The organism is Streptomyces sp. NPDC002640 (assembly GCF_053592575.1).
Genome location: NZ_JBSFVZ010000003.1, coordinates 98,947 through 118,108, shown reverse-complemented (window position 1 = coordinate 118,108; position 19,162 = coordinate 98,947). Strand labels below are relative to the sequence as shown.

At 74.3% G+C, this 19,162-nt stretch carries 12 protein-coding genes; 8 read left to right on the top strand and 4 right to left on the bottom strand.

All coding sequences use genetic code 11. The features are described from left to right. Positions 1-122: 122 nt before the first annotated feature. Entirely contained in the window at positions 123-1,457 is a 1,335-nt protein-coding gene (locus ACWD3O_RS05225; protein WP_451414888.1) for a sensor histidine kinase, read from the top strand. 276 nt (positions 1,458-1,733) lie between these two features. Here ACWD3O_RS05225 and ACWD3O_RS05220 read toward each other — a convergent pair whose 3' ends face one another. Further along, the gene (locus ACWD3O_RS05220) at positions 1,734-4,328 is read right to left on the bottom strand and encodes an ABC transporter permease (protein WP_451414887.1); all 2,595 of its coding nucleotides are present in this window, start codon (positions 4,326-4,328) and stop codon (positions 1,734-1,736) included. After that, positions 4,325-5,143: an ABC transporter ATP-binding protein gene (locus ACWD3O_RS05215; RefSeq protein ID WP_451408543.1), complete on the bottom strand. Its 819-nt coding sequence runs from the start codon at positions 5,141-5,143 to the stop codon at positions 4,325-4,327. Before ACWD3O_RS05215 ends, ACWD3O_RS05220 begins: the two co-directional genes overlap by 4 nt. 513 nt (positions 5,144-5,656) lie before the next feature. Here ACWD3O_RS05215 and ACWD3O_RS05210 point away from each other — a divergent pair. From ACWD3O_RS05210 to ACWD3O_RS05200, 3 genes are all read left to right on the top strand, one after another. Then, positions 5,657-7,168, top strand: coding sequence for an MFS transporter (locus ACWD3O_RS05210; RefSeq protein ID WP_451409020.1), 1,512 nt, complete (start codon positions 5,657-5,659; stop codon positions 7,166-7,168). Between the two features lie 151 nt (positions 7,169-7,319). Next, entirely contained in the window at positions 7,320-7,943 is a 624-nt protein-coding gene (locus tag ACWD3O_RS05205) for a DUF485 domain-containing protein (protein WP_451414886.1), read from the top strand. Beyond that, a complete protein-coding gene (locus tag ACWD3O_RS05200) occupies positions 7,940-9,541 on the top strand; it encodes a sodium/solute symporter (protein WP_451408545.1) in 1,602 nt (533 codons plus the stop codon). Before ACWD3O_RS05205 ends, ACWD3O_RS05200 begins: the two co-directional genes overlap by 4 nt. 64 nt (positions 9,542-9,605) lie before the next feature. On the opposite strand, the gene ACWD3O_RS05195 is transcribed toward ACWD3O_RS05200, so the two are convergent. Next, positions 9,606-12,008, bottom strand: coding sequence for an SUKH-4 family immunity protein (locus ACWD3O_RS05195; protein WP_451414885.1), 2,403 nt, complete (start codon positions 12,006-12,008; stop codon positions 9,606-9,608). A 7-nt stretch (positions 12,009-12,015) separates the two neighbouring features. Continuing rightward, complete coding sequence (locus ACWD3O_RS05190) at positions 12,016-13,038, bottom strand: SMI1/KNR4 family protein (protein ID WP_356135509.1); 1,023 nt, start codon at positions 13,036-13,038, stop codon at positions 12,016-12,018. Positions 13,039-13,300: 262 nt separating this feature from the next. Between ACWD3O_RS05190 and ACWD3O_RS05185 the strand changes: the two genes are divergently transcribed. From ACWD3O_RS05185 to ACWD3O_RS05170, 4 genes are all read left to right on the top strand, one after another. Further along, positions 13,301-13,822 (top strand): YwqJ-related putative deaminase, encoded by a 522-nt coding sequence (locus tag ACWD3O_RS05185; RefSeq protein WP_451414884.1) that lies wholly within the window; start codon positions 13,301-13,303, stop codon positions 13,820-13,822. A gap of 26 nt (positions 13,823-13,848) precedes the next feature. Further along, entirely contained in the window at positions 13,849-14,370 is a 522-nt protein-coding gene (locus ACWD3O_RS05180; RefSeq protein ID WP_451408548.1) for an SUKH-3 domain-containing protein, read from the top strand. A 163-nt stretch (positions 14,371-14,533) separates the two neighbouring features. After that, complete coding sequence (gene mfd / locus ACWD3O_RS05175) at positions 14,534-18,073, top strand: transcription-repair coupling factor (protein ID WP_451414883.1); 3,540 nt, start codon at positions 14,534-14,536, stop codon at positions 18,071-18,073. Positions 18,074-18,261: 188 nt separating this feature from the next. After that, the gene (locus tag ACWD3O_RS05170) at positions 18,262-19,059 is read left to right on the top strand and encodes an HNH endonuclease family protein (protein WP_451408550.1); all 798 of its coding nucleotides are present in this window, start codon (positions 18,262-18,264) and stop codon (positions 19,057-19,059) included. Positions 19,060-19,162 lie beyond the last annotated feature (103 nt).

Genomic DNA, 19,162 nt, shown 5'->3' with positions numbered 1-19,162 from the left:
GCTGGTATGCGATCGATTCACCAGTTCGAGTGTCTTTACCTTGAGTTCGAGTGCTGCGCGGTGATATCTCCACCCGCAAACCCCCAGGAACTCCCCGGACGCCTTTCCGTAGGCTGGTGCGTATGACCACGACGGGGGAAGAGCGGCGGACGGCGGTGGACCGGGCCGGGCCCGGTGAGGGCGGCGGGCGGTGGCGGCGCTGGCGCGGGGTGGTGCTGGACGGCTCGCTGGCGGTGGCGTCGGCGGGGGAGTGCGCGGTCGAGGGCGTCGGGTTCGCCCGGGACGCCGGGCTGCCGGTGGCCGCCGGGGTGGTGTTCGGGGTCATGGTGGGCGCGACGCTCGGGTTCCGGCGGCGGTGGCCGGTCGCGGTGGCCCTGGTGGGGCTGGCCGTGACGCCCGCGCTGATGGGCTACCTGCTGGGCGTGGTGGGCCTCTACACGGTGGCCTCCCGGGACCTGCCGCGGCGGGTCATCGGCGCGCTGGCCGGGATGTCGCTGGGCGGCGTGCTGGTGGTGACGCTGGTGCGCACGGGCTCCGAGGTGGACGGATGGTTCCGGCTGTTCTTCGCCGTCGCGATGGCGCTGGGGCACACGGCGCCGCCGGTGCTGCTCGGGCTGTACGTGGGCGCGCGGCGGCGGCTGATGGAGTCGTTGCGGGAGCGGGCCGACAGCCTGGAGCGCGAGCTGCTGCTGCTGGCGGAGCGGGCCGAGGAGCGGGCCGAGTGGGCGCGGAACGAGGAGCGCCGGCGGATCGCGCGGGAGATGCACGACGTGGTGGCGCACCGGGTGAGCCTGATGGTGGTGCACGCGGCGGCGCTGCAGGCGGTGGCGTTGAAGGACCCGGAGAAGGCGTCGCGGAACGCGGCGCTGGTGGGGGACATGGGCCGGCAGGCGCTGACGGAGCTGCGGGAGATGCTGGGCGTGCTGCGGAGCACGCCGGCGGCGGGTGCGGCGCCGGTGGCCGCCTCGCGGGAGGCGGCGGCCGCGCCGCGGATGCCGGAGCAGCGGGGGGAGCCGGAGGGGGAGGCCGAGGGGCCGGCCCGGTTGTCGGCGCTGGACGAGCTGGTCGGGCAGTCCCGGGCGGCGGGGATGGCCGTGGAGTTCCTGGAGGAGGGGGAGTCGCCGGGGTATCCGGCGGCGGTGGAGCGGACGGCGTTCCGGGTGGTGCAGGAGGCGCTGACCAACGTGCACAAGCACGCGGCGGGGGCGCGGACGCGGGTGCGGGTGGCGCATCGTGCGGGGGAGGTCGCGATGCAGGTGGAGAACGAGCGGCCGGACGGCGGGGCGGGGGCGGAGGCGTCGTTGCCGTCCGGGGGGAACGGGCTGGTGGGGATGCGTGAGCGGGTGACCGCGCTGGGCGGTGTGTTCGTGGCCGGTCCCACCGATCCGGGCGGCTTCCGGGTCTCCGCGGTCCTCCCGGCCTCGCTCTCCCCCGACCCCGCGGCCCCCACGGGCTGAGCCGGATCCGGCCCTCGGGGCGGAGGGGCCGACCCCGGGCCCGGGCCTGGGTGGGCTGGGCCGTCGGTCTCCGCGGGGCGCCGCGCGGACGCCGGACGCGCCCGCCCCGTCGCCGGCGCGGTCCGGCCGCTCGCGGGGGCCGGCGTCGGAGCTGTGCGCTGCGCGCGGGGGGTGGGAGCGGGCCGGGGTGGGGAGAGGGCGGAGGCCCCGCCCGGTGTGGGCGGGGCCTCCGCGTGCCTCCGCGTGCCTCCGCGTGTAGGGGAGGGGGAGGCGGGGTTACTCCGTGGCGATGGCGTCGAGGACGTTCATGCGGCCGGCGCGGAAGGCGGGGGCGAGGGCCGCGATGAGGCCGACCACGGCGGAGCCGGCGAAGACGGCGAGGATGGTGGGCCAGGGGATCTCCAGGACGGTGAGCCCCTCCAGCGCGAGGAGCTGCTGCGCGGCCGCGCCCCAGCCCATGCCCAGCCCGAGCCCCAGCAGCGCGCCGAAGAGCGCGATGACGACCGACTCCAGCCGGATCATGCGCCGCAGCTGCCGCCGCGAGAGCCCGATGGCCCGCATCAGCCCGATCTCCCGGGTCCGCTCGATCACCGAGAGGGCGAGGGTGTTGACGACGCCCAGGACGGCGACGATCACCGCGAGCGCGAGCAGCGCGTAGACGATGTTGAGGAGCTGCCCGATCTGGTCCTGGAGGACCTCCTTGTAGTCGGTCTGGTCCATGACCTGGTACTGCGGGTAGTCGTCGAGGGCGTTCCTGACGGCCGTGTAGGCCGCGTCCTCCTTGCCGTCCTCGGCGCCGGCGAAGACCATCGAGTCCAGCGGCATCTTGTCCGCGGGGATGTACTTCCTCGCGGTGTCGATGGAGAGGTAGAGGGCGCCCTTGTCGACGGTGACCTCGTCGCTGGTGATGGCGCGGACGGTGAGGGTGCCGGTCTCGCCGCCGGGGAAGTCGACCGTGATCTCGGAGCCGACGGAGAGGTCGTACTTGTCGGCGAAGTCGCCGAAGACGGACATGGAGTCGGGCTTGTAGGCGTCGGCGAGGTCGCCGGCCTCGGTCTCGGTGCGCAGGTCCTGTGCGTAGGTGGGGTCGGCGGCGTTGAGCCATTCCTTCTCGGCGACCCGGCCGTCGGGCATGGTGAGCCGGGCGTCGGGGAGGAGCTTGTACTCGGTGACGCGATCGATGCCCTCGGCGTCGCGGACGGCGTCGACGGCCTGCGGGGTGATGAGCTGCCCGCTGGGTGACTGGACGATGAAGTCGGTGCCGACGGTCTTGTCGAGCTGGTCGGTGGCGGAGGCCACCATCGAGGAGCCGACGACGGAGAGGCAGGCGACCAGCGCGAGGCCGATCATCAGCGCCGCGCCGGTGGCGCCGGTGCGGCGCGGGTTGCGCAGGGCGTTGCGTTCGGCCATGCGGCCGACGGGCCCGAAGAGGCGCAGGACGACCGCGCCGAGGACGCGGACGACGCCGGAGGCGAGGACGGGGCCCATGACGATGAAGCCGACCAGGGTGGTGACGATGCCGAGGCCGAGCCACTGGGAGCCCTCGCCGGCGGCGTCGGCGCGGGTGGTGGCGTAGAGGGCGGCGGCTCCGGCGAGGGTGAGGACGGTGCCGAGGGCCAGGCGGATGCGGCCGGCGCGGGCGTCGGCGGGCATGCCGGGGTCGCGCAGGGCGGCCATGGGGGAGACGCGGGAGGCGCGCCGGGCGGGCAGGTAGGCGGCGACCAGGGTGACGACGACGCCGAGGACGACGCCGGCGACGGGTGTGGTCCAGGCGATGGTGAGGTCGTCGGTGGAGAGGTTCATGCCCATCGCGCCCATGGCTTCCATGAGCAGGACGGCGAGGCCGATGCCGGCGCCGACGCCGAGCGCGGAGCCGACCACGCCGAGGATCAGTGCTTCGGCGAGCACGGTCCGGTTCACCTGCTTCCTGGAGGAGCCGACGGCGCGCATCAGACCGATCTCCCGGGTGCGTTGGGTGACGAGCATGGAGAAGGTGTTGAAGATCAGGAAGACGCCGACCATGGCCGCGAGGAGGGCGAAGCCGAGCATGGCGTACTTGAGGACGTCGAGGACGCCGGCGAAGTCGGAGGCGGCCTGGTCGCCGGTCTCTTCGGCGGTGAGGATCTTGTAGCCGCCGCCCGCCGCGGCGGTGCCGGCGAGGGCGGCGGTGACGTTCTTCTTCACCTGCGCGTGGGTGTGGCCGTCGGCGGCCGTCACGTGGATGTCGGTGAAGACGTCCTTCTCGCCGGTCAGGATCCGCTGGGCGGTGGGGGTGTCGAAGTAGAAGACGGCGGCGCCCGGGTTGGTGACGGTGAAGGTGGCGATGCCGCTGACCTCGGCGGTGTGGGTGCCGTTGACGTTGATGACGGAGACGGTGTCGCCTAGGGCGAGGCCGTGCTTCTCGACGGTGTCGGCGTCGACCATGATCTCGTCCGGGCCGTTCGGGGCCGTTCCGTCGGTGATCTCCATGGTGCGGGCGTCGAGGCGGTTCCAGTTGCCGACGATGGTGGGCGCCCCGCTGGTGGGGGAGAGGCTCTCCTTGCCGGCGTCGACGACGGTGACGCTGGTGGAGAAGACCGCCCCGTCGGCGGAGGCGACGCCTTCGGCGCGCTCGACGTCCTTCAGCAGTCCGGCGGGCATCACGGGTGGTACGCCGGTGGTGGAGGAGTTCTCCGCGGTGGCGTCCTCGGGGCTGACGGTGACGTCGGCGGAGGTGGTGGCGAAGAGCTTGTCGAAGGTGGTGTTCATGGTGTCGGTGAACACCAGGGTTCCGCAGACGAAGGCCACCGAGAGCAGGACGGCGATGCCGGAGAGGGCCATGCGGCCCTTGTGGGCGAGGAAGCCGCGGACGGCGTTGCGGGTGGTGCTCATGAGGTGCGCCCCCGGGTGTCGAAGTCGGGGGTCTGGGGGTGTCCCCCGGAGAAGCGCAGCATGCGGTCGAGGACCGCTTCGGCGGTGGGGGTGCGCATCTCGTCGACGATGCGGCCGTCGGCGAGGTAGATGACGCGGTCGGCGTAGGAGGCGGCGACCGGGTCGTGGGTGACCATGACGATGGTCTGGCCGAACTCGTCGACGGAGCGGCGGAGGAAGCCGAGGATCTCCGCGCCGGCGCGGGAGTCGAGGTTTCCGGTGGGCTCGTCGCCGAAGATGATCTGTGGCCGGGAGGCGAGGGCGCGGGCGACGGCGACGCGCTGCTGCTGGCCGCCGGAGAGCTGGGTGGGGCGGTGCTTGAGGCGGCCGGCGAGGCCGACGGTGGCGACGACGCGGTCCAGCCACTCCTGGTCGGGCTTCCGCCCGGCGATGTCCAGCGGGAGGGTGATGTTCTCCAGCGCGTTGAGGGTGGGCACGAGGTTGAACGCCTGGAAGACGAACCCGACCTGGTCGCGGCGGAGTTGGGTGAGCTTCTTGTCCTTGAGGCCGGTGATCTCGGTGTCGTCGAGGTAGATCTGGCCGGAGGTGACGGTGTCGAGTCCGGCGAGGCAGTGCATCAGGGTCGACTTGCCGGAGCCGGAGGGGCCCATGATGGCGGTGAACTCGCCGCGCATCAGGTCCACGTCGATGGTGTCGAGGGCGACGACGCGGGTCTCTCCGGTGCCGTAGGCCTTGACGACCTGCCGCGCCCGCGCGGCGACGGCCGATGTCCTCCCGGTGCCCCCGGACTTGGGGACGGTCACAGCCGAAGTCACGGTGATTCTCCTTGTGGTGGGAAATGTCCGGCCCGTGGTCGTGACGGACCGGGTGGTGCGGCGTGCGGTGGTGCTGCGTGCTGCGTGCTGCGGTACGGCGCGCTGCGTGCGGTGTGCCGCGTGCTGCGGTACGGCGCGCACGGGTGGGTGTGCGCGGTTCCCGCCGGCGCCTCGAGTCTTCTCGCCGGCGGGGGTGTGGCGCGATGGTGCCCGGTGCAGTTCCGGCGGGGGGTAAACCCCACCGCCGTCGGTGCCGTCCGCCTCCCCCCGGGGCGTGTGACCAGGCTAGGAAGCGGGCGGCCGCGGTCGCGTCGTCCGGCGGGTGGAGGTGTCCCGGACGCGGCGTACGGCCTTCCCCCTAGGGGGACTTGGCCTCGGGGAGGAGGGATCTCGGGGTTCGGTACTCCCTGCCGCGCGGGGCGGTGGTGGTGCGAAGCTGTCCGCGGGCGGGCGGGCGGGCGGGCGGACGGACGCGGTGCGGGAGGGTTCTCTGTGACCAGGACGGATCCGACGGTGGTGGGTGCGGTCCCGGCGGGCGCCGGGGCCGAGGCCGGGACGCGGCGTGGTCCCGTGATGGCGGCGCTGATGCTGTCCACCGGGCTGGTGGCGCTGGACTCGACGGTGGTCGCCACGGCGGTGCCGCAGATCACCGGCGACCTGGGCGGCTTCGCCTACTTCTCGTGGCTGTTCTCGGGCTACCTGCTGGCGGTGACGGTCACCCTTCCGGTGTACGGCAAGCTGTCGGACACCTTCGGCCGCAAGCCGGTGCTGGTGTTCGGGGCGGTGCTGTTCCTGCTGGGGTCGCTGCTGTGCGGGCTGGCCTGGAACATGGGCTCGCTGATCGCGTTCCGGGTGGTCCAGGGGCTGGGCGGCGGGGCGCTGCAGGGCACGGTGCAGACGCTGGCGGCGGACCTGTTCCCGCTGCGGGAGCGGCCGAAGATCCAGGCGCGGCTGTCGACGGTGTGGGCGCTGTCGGCGGTGGCGGGTCCGGGCATCGGCGGTCTGCTGGCGACGTACGCGGGGTGGCGGTGGATCTTCTTCGTGAACCTGCCGGTCGGCGCGATGGCCCTGTGGATGATCGTGCGGCACCTGCGGGACCCGCGGCGGGACGCCGGGCGGGCGCGGCCTCCGGTCGACTGGGCGGGCGCGGTGGCGATCTTCGCCTGTGCGGGGGTGCTGATGACGGCCCTGGTCCAGGGCGGTGTGGCCTGGCCCTGGCTGTCGGCGCCGTCGCTGGGGCTGTTCGGGGCGGGGCTGGTGCTGGTGGCGCTGGTCGTGGTGGTCGAGCGGCGGGCCGCCGATCCGGTGATCCCGGGCTGGGTGTGGCGGCGGCGCACGATCGTGGCGGTCAACCTGGCGCTGGGCGCGATGGGGCTGCTGATGGTGGCGCCGACGGTGTTCCTGCCGACGTACGCGCAGGCGGTGCTGGGGCTGGAGCCGGTGGCGGCCGGGTTCGTGATGTCGGTGTGGACGGTGACCTGGCCGGTGGCGGCGGCGTTCAGCCAGCACCTGTACCGCAGGATCGGCTTCCGGGACACCGGGCTGGTGGGCATCGGCGTGACGGCGCTGGCGCTGGGGGCGTTCCAGCTGCTGCCGTTCCCGGGGTCGGTGTGGCCGCCGGTGGTGCTGATGGCGGTGGTGGGCGCGGGACTCGGACTGTTCTCGGCGCCGCTGCTGGTGGGCGCGCAGTCGACGGTGGGCTGGGAGGAGCGGGGCACGGCGACGGCCTCGGTGCTGTTCTGCCGGCAGACCGGGCAGACGCTGGGCGCCTCGCTGTTCGGCGCGGTGGCCAACGGGGTGCTGGCGGCGCGGCTGGGCGGCGCGGCCGACCTGGACGCGGTGACGCGGGCGGTGGAGCCGGGCGCGCGGGTGCCGGAGGCGACGGCGCGGGCCGTGGCGGCGGCGACCCAGGCGGTGTACCTGGGCGCGGCGGTCGCGGCGGTGGTGGCGTTCGTGGTGCTGCTGGCGCTGGCGCCGCGCCGGTTCCCTGTGCCGGCGACCAGTGGGGAGGGGGCCGGGGAGTGAGCGTGCACCGTTCCGGCCTTCACCGGGGTGTCGCCGGGTGAATCCACTGTGTTCACCGCGGGTGCGTCGGTAGCTTGCGTGGGCTTGTCCAGCTCCTCCAACTCCCCTCCCTGTGGGCCCTTTTGGGCCCGAGCCTCGCAAGGAGCACGGGATGTCCCACGACCCGTACCCGTCGTACCAAGCACCGCCTCCTCAGCCTCCTCAGCCCCCTCCGCCCCCGCCGTCCCCCGGCCCCTTCCCCGCGTACGCGGAGGAGACGCCGGTGTACGGGGTGCGGCAGTACCCCGCCGGCCTGGACGCGTTCCCCGCGCACGGCGGGGGGTTCCCCGCGCCGGACGACGCGTTCGCCCCGTTCGGGCGACCGGGGCGACCGGGGGGACAGGGAAGTCCGGGTGTCCCGGGTTTCCCGGGGGGCCCTGGTGACCCTGCTGACCCGGGGGAACCCGTCCCCGTCCCCGGGCGGCAGCAGCCGTCCGGGCCGTCCGCCCGGCAGACGCGTGAGCTGGCGGGCCTGCGGGACGCCTACCGGAGGCAGCGGCGGGTCGCCGGCGTCACCGTGCTGGGCTTCTTCGCGCTGTACATCCTGCTGACCGTGTACGCCCCCGGGCTGGTCGGGTGGCGGGTGGCGGACGGCCTGAACCTCGGTCTGCTGCTGGCGCTGCTCCAACTGCCCCTGACGGTGGTCGTGCTGGTGATCCACGAGCACACCGCGCAGTCCGCGGTGGACCCGCTGGTGGAGCGGGTGCGCGGGCAGGCCGCGGGGGAGGCGCGATGAACGACTTCTCGGCGCACTCGATGTCGCTGGTCGCCTTCTGCGCCGTCGCCTCGGTCACCCTGCTGCTGTGCGTGATGACCGGCCCGGACAGCGACGACCTGCAGGAGTTCTACACGGGCTACGGCGCTCTGACGCCGTTCCGCAACGGCATGGCCATCGCCGGCGACTACGTCTCCGCGGCGACCATGCTGGGCACCTGCGGTCTGGTCGCCTTCTACGGCTACGACGGGATGCTGCTGGCCCTGTCGACCGCGCTGTCCCTGCTCCTGCTGATGCTGCTGCTGGCCGAACCGCTGCGCAACACCGGCCGGTTCACGCTGGGCGACGTGCTGGCCCGGCGGACCGGGTCGCGGGCCGTGCGGGTCACGATCTGCGTGGTGACCCTGCTGGCGTTGGTGCCGATGATGCTGGTCCAGCTCGCGGGCGCCGGCCAGCTGATGTCGTTCATCCTGGGCTTCGAGAGCGACGCCCTGGAGACCGGCATGGTGGTGGGTCTCGGCGTGCTGATGATCAGCTACGCGGCGATCGGCGGGATGAAGGGCACGGCGTTCATCCAGATCGTCAAGATCTTCATCGTGCTGGTCTCCGGGGTCATGGTCTGCGCGGTGCTGCTGGCCCGCTTCGACTGGAGCCCGGGCGCGCTGTTCGACGCCGCGGCCAGGGGCAGCGGGCTCGGCGGGGCGTTCCTGGAGACGGGCCTGGAGTTCACCGGGCATCCGCATCCGACGCTCGACATGCTCGCCATCCACGTCCAGACCGTGCTGGGCGCGGCCTGCCTGCCGCACATCACGATGCGCATGTTCACCGCCACCAGTGCGCGGCAGGTGCGGCGTTCGATGTCGTGGGCGGTGTCCTCGGTGACGCTGTTCTCGCTGATCGTCATCGTGGTGGCGTTCGGCGCGGTGGCGCTGGTCGGCCGCGCGGCCATCGCGTCGGCGGACCCGCAGGGCAACACCACCTATCTGATCGGGTCCAGCGCGGCGCTCGACGCCGGGGGTTCCTACCTGGCGGCGTTGCTGTTCACCGTCGTCACCACCGGGGTGTTCCTGACGCTGCTGGCGTCGGTGGCGGGCATGATCCTGGCCTGTGCGAACTCCATCGCGCACGACATGGTGGCGGCACGCCGGCCCGGACTGACGCCGCGCCGGGAGGTGATGACCGCGCGGGCGGCGGCGCTGGGGGTGGGCGTCCTCGCCATCGTGCTGGCGACGCTGGTGCAGCACCGCAACCTGCAGCCGCTGGTGACGCTGGCGCTCAGCGTCTCGTCGTCGGCGATCGCGCCGGCGCTGGTGTACAGCCTGTTCTGGCGGCGGTTCACCCGGCGGGGGCTGCTCTGGTCGATGATCGGCGGCACGGCCGTGGTGCTGCTGCTGTCGCCGTTCACCAACCTGGTGTCCGGGTACCCGACCTCGGCGCTGCCGGACCAGGCCTTCAACTGGTTCCCGTTCACGACGACGGCGCTGGTGACGATCCCGGTGGGGTTCGCGCTCGGGTGGATCGGGACGGTGACGTCTCCCGCGCGCAAGGTGCGGGAGCAGCAGCACCGCTACGACGACCTGGAACCCCGCCTCCTCGCCGGCACCACCGCCCCGCACTGACAGCCCTCTCGGCGGGGCGGCACACCACCTGCCGCCCCGCGCCCCACCTCCGCGCACGGGAGGGTCAGAGGAGGCCGTCCCAGAACTGTTCGAGGAGGACGGACCACCAGGTCTCGGGGGAGCCGAGCGCCGCCGCGTCGAGCGCGGCCAGCTGTGCCTGGAAGTCCACCGTCCAGCGAGCCGCCTGCTCCTGGTTCAGTCCGAACCGCAGGGGCCACATCCGGCCCAGCAACGCCAGGCACCGCGCGAACTCCGGCAGCCCCGTGTTCACGAACTGCGGGGGCACCGGCGCCCCGCCGGGACCGGCCTCCACCGGCACCGCGACGATGTGCGCCGTGCCGTACTGGACGCAGACCGCCTTGCCGAAGTCGGTGCCCATCACCAGGTACGACCCGGCGTCGGCGGCCGGCTGCACGCCCCGTTCCTGCGCAAGCTCCGCGAGGGTCGGCACCGGCCGCCCCGGCTGGGCCTGCGCCCAGAAGAACGGGCCGAGGTCGTACGGCAGCCCGGCCACGACCAGCGTGTGGGCGACGACCGGCGGCACGCCCTGCCGGGACACCGCCGCCTGGTCGAAGCGGAACACGCCCGGCCCGAAGACCGCGGCCAGCTCGTGCGCCACCCCCTCCGGCGGCACGGGCGGCAGCGGCTGCACCGGCGGCAGCGGCGCCCGCACCGGGCCGGGCCGCGCGGGACCGTCCGCGACCTGGTGCAGCTCGCCCTGGTGGGCGAGGAGCTGCGCCATGCCCTGCTGCCGGCTCGCGTGGTCCTCGCCGTAGGGGGCGATGGAGGTGATCCGCGCCTGCGGCCACTGCTCGCGGATCATCCGCGAGCAGTACGCGCCGGGCAGCGAGCAGGACTCCAGCTCCGTGTGGAGCTCCAGCACCTGGTTCTGCGGCACGTTCATGGCGCGCAGCTCGTGGAAGATCTGCCACTCCGGGTGCGGCAGGCCCGGCGCGCTGCGGCGGATGAGCTGGTGCTCGGAGCCGTCCGGGGCGCGGTAGCGCAGCACGGCCTGGTAGCCCGGGCCGACCATCGGCTGCTGGGGCTGCTGCGGGTAGCCGTACGCGGGCGGCATGCCGGGAGCGCCCGGCGCCGGGGGCGGCGGCGGGACCGGCGCCGGCGGCGACACCGGGCCGGGGGCGGCGGGCTGCACGGGAGGACCGGAGGGCGGCGCGAACACCGTCTCCGCGTGGTGCACGCCGCCCGCCGCGGCCGGCGGAGGCGGAGGCGGCGGGGTCCCGGGGCCGCCGGGACCACCGGGGCCGCCGGGGCCACCGGGGCCGCCGGGGCCACCGGGGCCGCCGGGGGCCCCGGGCGGGCCGGGCGGCGGCGGAGGGGGCGCGGCGCCGCCGGAGGAGGGGTCGGCCAGCATGGTGACGGCGTGGTGCACGTCGCCGCCCGGGCTGCCCTGGCCGCCGGGACCGCCCTGCGAACCGCCGGGCACGCCGGGCGCACCCGGCGCACCCGGCGCACCGGGGGCCTCGGGTGCGCCGGGGCCCTGCGGGCCGAGCGAGGAGACCATCTGGGTCGGCACGTACCCCAGCGAGTCGCCGCCCGAGGGCGGCGTGGCGGGGGCGGGGGCCGCCGGCCGCGGGCCCGGCGGGGGCGGCGGCGGAGGCGGCGGCGGGGTGGAGCCGGTGGCGGGGCGGCGCGGGGGCGCGGCCTTGGCGGTCGCGGCGTCGGCGATGTCCCCGGCGTCGGGGGACGGCGGACGGACCGGGACGCCCGGCCCGGCCTGCGGCGGCCGCGACTGCTCCGCCTGGGCCGGCGTGACCCTGGTCGGCGGGAGTTGGCTGCCGCCGTGGATCAGGGCGGTCTGCGCGTCGGTCGCACCGGGCGGCCCGTCGGCCGTGGGCGGCGCGAACACGGTCTCCGGCAGCGGCACCGAACGGTCGCCGTCCGCCTGCGCGGTGGTGTCGGTGCCGTCCCACGGCGTCCCGCCCGCGGTCGCGGGAGCCGGAGCCGCCGGAGCGGGAGCCGGAGCAGAAGCTGGGGGCGCCGCCGCCGGGGCAGCCGGAGCCGGAGCCGGAGTGGGCGTCGCGGGGGCGGACGGCGGCGCGCCGTCACCGCCGCGGCCGCCGCCCCGCTGGTCGGGGATGCCCATCCGGTCGGCCGCCTCCTGCAGCCACTCCGGCGGGCTGAGCAGGAACGACGTCTGGTTGAGGTCCACCCGCGCGGGCGCCGGCGGCGGCGTGGGCGTCGCCTCCTGGCGGCCGTACAGCTCCTCGTAGCGGCGGATCACCTCGCCCACCGGCAGTCCGGGCCACAGCGTGGCCTCGCCGCTGTCGCGGGCGATCACCAGCCGCTGCGCGCCGCCGTCGGAGCGCGGGCCGTCGGCCCGGTCCTCGGCCCACACCACGAAGCCCAGCTCGAACTCCCGTACCAGTACCTCACGGTGCTGGTACGCGGGCACCTCGCCGTTGATCCATTCCTCGCCGCGCTCCTGCGCCTGCGCGTACGTCACCATCGGCCGTTCACTCCCCTGTCCGGCCCGACACCGGCACCGCGCGCGCGAAACCGCCGTCCACCATCAGATTCGCCACCGTCTCCAGCTCGGGCGGGCTGCCCGCGAGCCGGCCGAGGAACGCGTCGAAGTCCTCGCCGCACGGCAGCAGCAGCCGCTCGACCCGCTCGGCGGGGGTCCACGACGGGTCCACGTCGCGCACGTCGTCGTAGGCGCAGAACCACACCGAGCCGCGCCGGTCGCCCTTGACCTTGACCGCCAGGATGCCGCCCTGGAGGAACGCCACCCCCAGGTAGTCCTTGGTGAGGTGGTCGCGCAGGCACTTGTTCACGTAGACGAGGTCGTTGACCGCCGCCTCGTCCCGCACGGTGAGGAAGGGCTGGTCGACCAGCAGGCCGAGTTCCGCGTCGAGCGCGGTGCCGGCCGGGGCGCAGCCGCCGGCCGCCTTGAGGAAGGCGCGGTAGGCGCCGGGCAGCTGGTACCCGAGCTCCTCCTCCACGGCCTGCACCTGCTGCTCGGTCACCGCGACGGAGTTCTTGGGGAGCCGGAAGTGGGCGGGCCGGGTGTCCTGCAGGGGGCGGGTGCCGCGCTTGTGGTGCTCCACGGCCGCGGTGGCGATGCCGCCGTGGTGCCGCAGCAGCGCCTTCACCTCGACGGGCACGAGCTCCAGGCGGCGGGTGCGGGCGACGTGGTGCCAGGTCCAGCCGTGCGGGGTGGCCACCGGGGGGACGGTGTCCCACAGCGGGTGGCCGTCGGCGGCGAGCGCGGCGTTGGCGGAGACGTAGTCCGTCAGGCGCAGCTCGTCGACGCCGAATCCTTCCGGCGGGTCCGCGATCTCGGCGGCCGCGCGGGCGTAGGGCGAGAAGTCCGGGTGACCGTGCTCGTCGACCCGCACGCCGGCGGGGTGCCGGGCGGCGCGGACGGGGTCGGGGAAGTGCACGACCTGTCCGGCGTAGGCCGCGTTCGGCGGCGCGGGTCGTCCTCCGGTCCCGTGGCCGGGGGAGACCCCCAGCCCGAGCCCACCTGTCGTCATGGCGGTTGCCCCCTGCGGCGTTCCGGCGGCCGGTGAAGCCGCGCTCTCCCATACTGTCGACCACCGCCTGGGTGGCGGTTCCCGACAGACTATGCGGTGCCGCTCGTACCGGTCACGGTGCGTCCGGATGTGTGACCTCACGTCAACACTCCGTGGTCGCGGCGCCCCGCGCCGGGCGTGTCACGGGCCCTGGCTTCCTTGTCGGGCGCAGGGTTTGGCACTCTAAGGCCACCGAGGGGATGCTCGGGAGGTGAGAACGATCATGAAGGCCGCACAGACCGCGAGGACGGAACCGCCGTCCGGTCCGTCGCAGGACCCCCGAGTGGGCTGGAGCAGCGCGGACGACGCCGCGGCCCCGGCCCTGCTGCACCGCCGTGACGGGATACTCCCGACGGTGGCCGCGGCGCTGTCGGTGCGCGGGACCACGCTCACCGGCACGGCGGCCCGGGGCGACCAGCGCCCCGTGCTGCACCCGTTGGTGCAGGACTTCCTCGACACCCTCACCAGCGACCAGCGCGACCGGTTCACCGGCCGGTGCGCGGAGGCGCTGCTGATCTCGCGGCACATCAGTGCCGCCGACGCGGCGCGCGGCAAGCGGTCCGCGCGCCGGCCCATGACCAACAGCGAGGCCCGCAGGGCCCTCAAGCACGCCAAGCTGACCGCCCGCCGCATCCGGGAGGACGGCGATCCGCTGCACGGCAGTTTCGTCGAGCCCTGCCGGGCCTGCGCGGCCCTCACCGCCCACTTCGGGGTGCGGGTCGTCGACCCGGGCGCCGCGGGCTGAACGCCGGACAAGGACGCCTGATCCCCATGCACGCCGAGCGAACCTCCACGACCCGTTTCGCCGTTCCGGTCGACGCCGCGTTGCGCGCCGCGGGGTGGGAGCCGGGGCGCTGGGACATCCGGCAGGCCGAGGTGTGGGCCGACGCCCTGCGCGAGCACGCCTCCCCGGCCGGGCACACCCACGCGGTGTTCCCGGCGGCGGTGGAGGCGTGGGCGGAGTTCGGCGGCCTGCGGATCGCGCCGCAGGGGCCGGGCCGGCAGGTGGCCCCCGCGGCGCTGGACATGGACCCCATGCACGGGCTGCACATGGCCCGCACGCTCGGGGACCTGGGGCGGGCGCTGGGCACGGAGCTGTGCCCGGTGGGCGCGGAGGCGGAGACCGGGGCGCTGGTGGCCATGGACGCGGTGGGGCGGGTCTACGCCCTGGACCACGCCGGCGACTGGTTCCTCGGCGCCGGCATGGACCAGGCCCTGACCACGCTCCTCACCGGCACCGCCCCGACCCGCCTCACCACCCTCGACCTCCCCGCCCAGCGTCCCGCCCCCTGACCCGTTCCTCCCCGGGCGCCCGCACACGCACCGCCGTCCCGCGCGGTGAGCCGGTCGCGGGCGGCGGAGGGGGGTGGGGGAGACGTACGCTGGAACCCCCGGTGCGCGGCGCGTACCGGGCGCTTCGCGTGACACGAGAACCCCGCCGGACGGAAAGGCCTCCATGAGCCTGCACGGTCTGCTCGACGCCGTCGTCAAGGACGCCGCACTCGCCGAGGCGGTCGCCGCCGCCACCGAGGGCCACCGCACCCACGTCGACCTGGTCGGCCCTCCCGCGGCCCGCCCCTTCGCGGTGGCCGCCCTGGCCAGGGACGCCGGCCGTCCGGTCCTCGCGGTGACCGCGACCGGCCGCGAGGCCGAGGACCTGGCCACCGCGCTGCGGTCCCTCCTCGACCCGGACGCCGTCGTGGAGTACCCGTCCTGGGAGACCCTGCCCCACGAGCGGCTGAGCCCCCGCAGCGACACCGTCGGCCGGCGCCTCGCCGTGCTGCGCCGCCTCGCGCACCCCAGCGCCGACGACCCCGGCGCGGGCCCCGTCCAGGTGGTCGTCGCGCCGGTGCGTTCGGTGCTGCAGCCGCAGGTCAAGGGCCTCGGCGACCTGGAGCCGGTGGCGCTGCGCACGGGCGGGCAGGCCGACCTGGAGGACGTCGTCCAGGCGCTCGCGGCCGCCGCGTACTCCCGCGTGGAGCTGGTGGAGAACCGCGGCGAGTTCGCCGTCCGCGGCGGCATCCTCGACGTGTTCCCGCCGACCGAGGAGCATCCGCTGCGCGTCGAGTTCTGGGGCGACGACGTCGAGGAGATCCGCTACTTCAAGGTGGCCGACCAGCGGTCGCTGGAGGTGGCCGAGCACGGCCTGTGGGCGCCGCCCTGCCGTGAGCTGCTGCTGACGGACGAGGTGCGCCGCCGCGCCGCCGAGCTGGCCGAGGAACACCCCGAGCTGGGCGAACTGCTCGGGAAGATCGCCGAGGGCATCGCCGTGGAGGGCATGGAGTCCCTGGCGCCGGTCCTCGTCGACGAGATGGAGCTGCTCCTCGACGTCCTGCCCGAGGGCTCGATGGCCGTGGTGTGCGACCCGGAACGCGTCCGCACCCGGGCCACCGACCTGGTGGCGACCTCGCAGGAGTTCCTGCAGGCGTCCTGGGCGGCCACCGCGGGCGGGGGCGAGGCCCCGATCGACGTGGACGCGGCGTCCCTGTGGTCGATGGCCGACGTCCGGGACCGGGCCCGCGAGCTCGGCATGCTCTGGTGGTCGGTCTCGCCGTTCGGCGCGGACGACATCAGCGACGAGTTCTCCGACGGCGACACCCTCAAGCTGGGCATGCGGGCCCCCGACACCTACCGCGGCGACACCGCGCGGGCACTGGCCGACGCCAAGGGCTGGGTGGCCGACGGCTGGCGCACCGTCTTCCTCACCGAGGGCCACGGCCCGGCCGCCCGGATCACCGAGGTGCTGGGCGGGGAGGGCGTCCCGGCCCGCCTGGACAAGGACCTCACCGAGCTGACGCCGTCCCTGGTGCACGTCTCGTGCGGCGGCATCGAGTACGGCCTCGTGGACCCGGCGCTGAAGCTGGCGGTGATCACCGAGACCGACCTGTCGGGGCAGCGGACGGCCACCCGGGACGGCGCGAAGATGCCGGCCCGGCGCCGCAAGGCCGTCGACCCGCTCACCCTGGAGCCGGGCGACCACATCGTGCACGAGCAGCACGGCGTCGGCCGCTACCTGGAGATGGTGCAGCGCACCGTGCAGGGCGCCACCCGTGAGTACCTGGTGGTGGAGTACGCGCCGGCCAAGCGCGGCCAGCCCGGGGACCGGCTGTACATCCCGACCGACCAGCTGGAGCAGATCACCAAGTACGTCGGCGGCGAGGCGCCCACCCTGCACCGCCTGGGCGGCGCGGACTGGACGAAGACCAAGGCGCGGGCGAAGAAGGCGGTCAAGGAGATCGCCGCCGACCTGATCAGGCTGTACAGCGCGCGGATGGCGGCGCCCGGCCACTCCTTCGGCCCGGACACCCCGTGGCAGCGGGAGCTGGAGGACGCCTTCCCGTACGCGGAGACGCCGGACCAGCTCACCACCATCGCCGAGGTCAAGACCGACATGGAGAAGTCGGTCCCGATGGACCGCCTGGTCTGCGGCGACGTCGGCTACGGCAAGACGGAGATCGCGGTCCGCGCCGCCTTCAAGGCGGTCCAGGACGGCAAGCAGGTCGCCGTGCTGGTGCCGACCACGCTGCTGGTGCAGCAGCACTTCGGCACCTTCAGCGAGCGGTACGCGCAGTTCCCGGTGAAGGTGCGCGCGCTCTCCCGGTTCCAGTCGGAGACCGAGGCGAAGGCGACGCTGGAGGGGCTGCGGGACGGCTCGGTCGACATCGTCATCGGCACCCACCGGCTGTTCTCGTCCGAGACGAAGTTCAAGGACCTGGGCCTGGTCATCGTCGACGAGGAGCAGCGGTTCGGCGTCGAGCACAAGGAGCAGCTGAAGAAGCTGCGCGCCAACGTGGACGTGCTGACCATGTCCGCCACGCCCATCCCGCGCACCCTGGAGATGGCGGTCACCGGCATCCGCGAGATGTCGACGATCACCACCCCGCCGGAGGAGCGCCACCCGGTGCTGACCTTCGTCGGACCGTACGACGAACGGCAGATCGGCGCGGCGATCCGCCGGGAGCTGCTGCGCGAGGGCCAGGTCTTCTACATCCACAACCGGGTGGAGTCGATCGACCGGGCGGCGGCGCGGCTGCGGGAGATCGTGCCCGAGGCGCGGATCGCGACGGCGCACGGCCAGATGTCGGAGCAGGCGCTGGAGCAGGTCGTCGTCGACTTCTGGGAGAAGCGGTTCGACGTGCTGGTCTCGACGACGATCGTGGAGTCCGGCATCGACATCGCCAACGCCAACACGCTGATCGTGGAGCGCGGCGACAACTTCGGCCTCTCCCAGCTGCACCAGCTGCGCGGCCGGGTCGGCCGTGGCCGGGAGCGGGGCTACGCCTACTTCCTGTACCCGCCGGAGAAGCCGCTGACCGAGACCGCGCACGAGCGGCTGGCGACCATCGCCCAGCACACCGACCTGGGCGCGGGCATGTACGTGGCGATGAAGGACCTGGAGATCCGCGGCGCGGGCAACCTGCTCGGCGGCGAGCAGTCCGGCCACATCGCGGGCGTCGGCTTCGACCTGTACATGCGGATGGTGGGCGAGGCGGTCTCCGAGTTCCGGGCGTCGCTCGAGGGCGGCGAGGAGGAGCCGCCGCCGCTGGAGGTGAAGATCGAGCTGCCGGTGGACGCGCACGTGCCGCACGACTACGCGCCGGGCGAGCGGCTGCGGCTGCAGGCCTACCGGTCGATCGCCTCCGCCAACTCCGAGGAGGACATCGCCTCGGTCCGCGAGGAGCTCCAGGACCGGTACGGCAAGCTGCCGGAACCGGTGGAGAACCTGCTGCTGGTGGCCGGGCTGCGGATGCTGGCCCGGTCCTGCGGGGTGGGCGAGATCGTGCTCCAGGGCAACAACATCCGCTTCGCGCCGGTGGAGCTGCGGGAGTCGCAGGAGCTGCGGCTGAAGCGGGTGTACCCCGGGACGGTCATCAAGGCGACGGCGCAGCAGGTGCTGGTGCCGCGGCCCAAGACCGCGAAGATCGGCGGCAAGCCGCTGTCCGGCCGCGAACTGCTGTCCTGGACGGGCGAGTTCCTCACCACGGTGCTTTCCTGACGGCCCAGGGACGAGGGGCGGGCCCGCGGTGGCGCGGGTCCGCCCCTCGTGCCGTTCGCGTGGCGTGATGACCGGAGGGGGCCGTGCGGCGCCCGGACCCGTACGGGTGACAAACGGAATGGGTGCCACCGCCGGGGGCATGATCGCATCAGTTCCTGCAGTTCCGACACGACCGGAGGTAGCGAACTATGCGCAACGCAAGGCCAGTCGGCGAACGCCGCCGTGCCCTCGGTGCCCTCTCCGCCCTCGCCGCGGCGGTGGTGCTCGCCTCCGGGTGTCAGGCGCCCGGCGGCTCCGTGGACAACTCCCCCTCCGACGCCGCGGGTTCGCCCTCCGGGCCGGCCGCCGCGGCGGGCCGGGCGGTGAGCCCGCTCGACAACCCCGACGGCACCAAGCCCGGGCTCGCGGTGGTGTCCTCCGACGCCGACCGCGCCGAGGCCCGGGCCCTGATCGAGAAGGTCGCCGTCAAGGGACGCGGTCCCAAGACCGGTTACGACCGTGACGAGTTCGGCGAGGCCTGGCTGGACACGGCCGACGTCCCGTTCTCCCGCAACGGCTGCGACACCCGCAACGACCTGCTCCAACGGGACGGCGACAAGCTGGAGTTCCGCTCCGGCTCCAACTGCGTGGTCGTCGCGATGACCCTCGCCGACCCGTACACCGGCAAGGAGATCGACTGGGTCAAGGCGGACGCCGCCGAGGTGCAGATCGACCACGTGATGGCGCTGTCCTACAACTGGCAGATGGGCGCGTCCCGGTGGAGCCGTGAGAAGCGGGAGGCCATCGCCAACGACCCGCTCAACCTGCTGCCGGTGGACGGCCCGACCAACTCGGCCAAGAGCGACTCCGGCCCGGCCACCTGGGTGCCGCCCAGGAAGCCGATCCGCTGCGCCTTCGCGGTGCGCTTCGCCCAGGTCTCCCTGAAGTACGAACTCCCGGTCACCAAGGCCGACAAGGAGGCCATGCTGCGGCAGTGCGGCGGCTGACACCGCGGCCGGCGCCGCGGCCCGCACGGCGGCCGGCACCACGGCCGGCGCGGGGGAGGACGACCGCAGGGGCCGCACCGCCTGTTCGGCGGTGCGGCCCCTG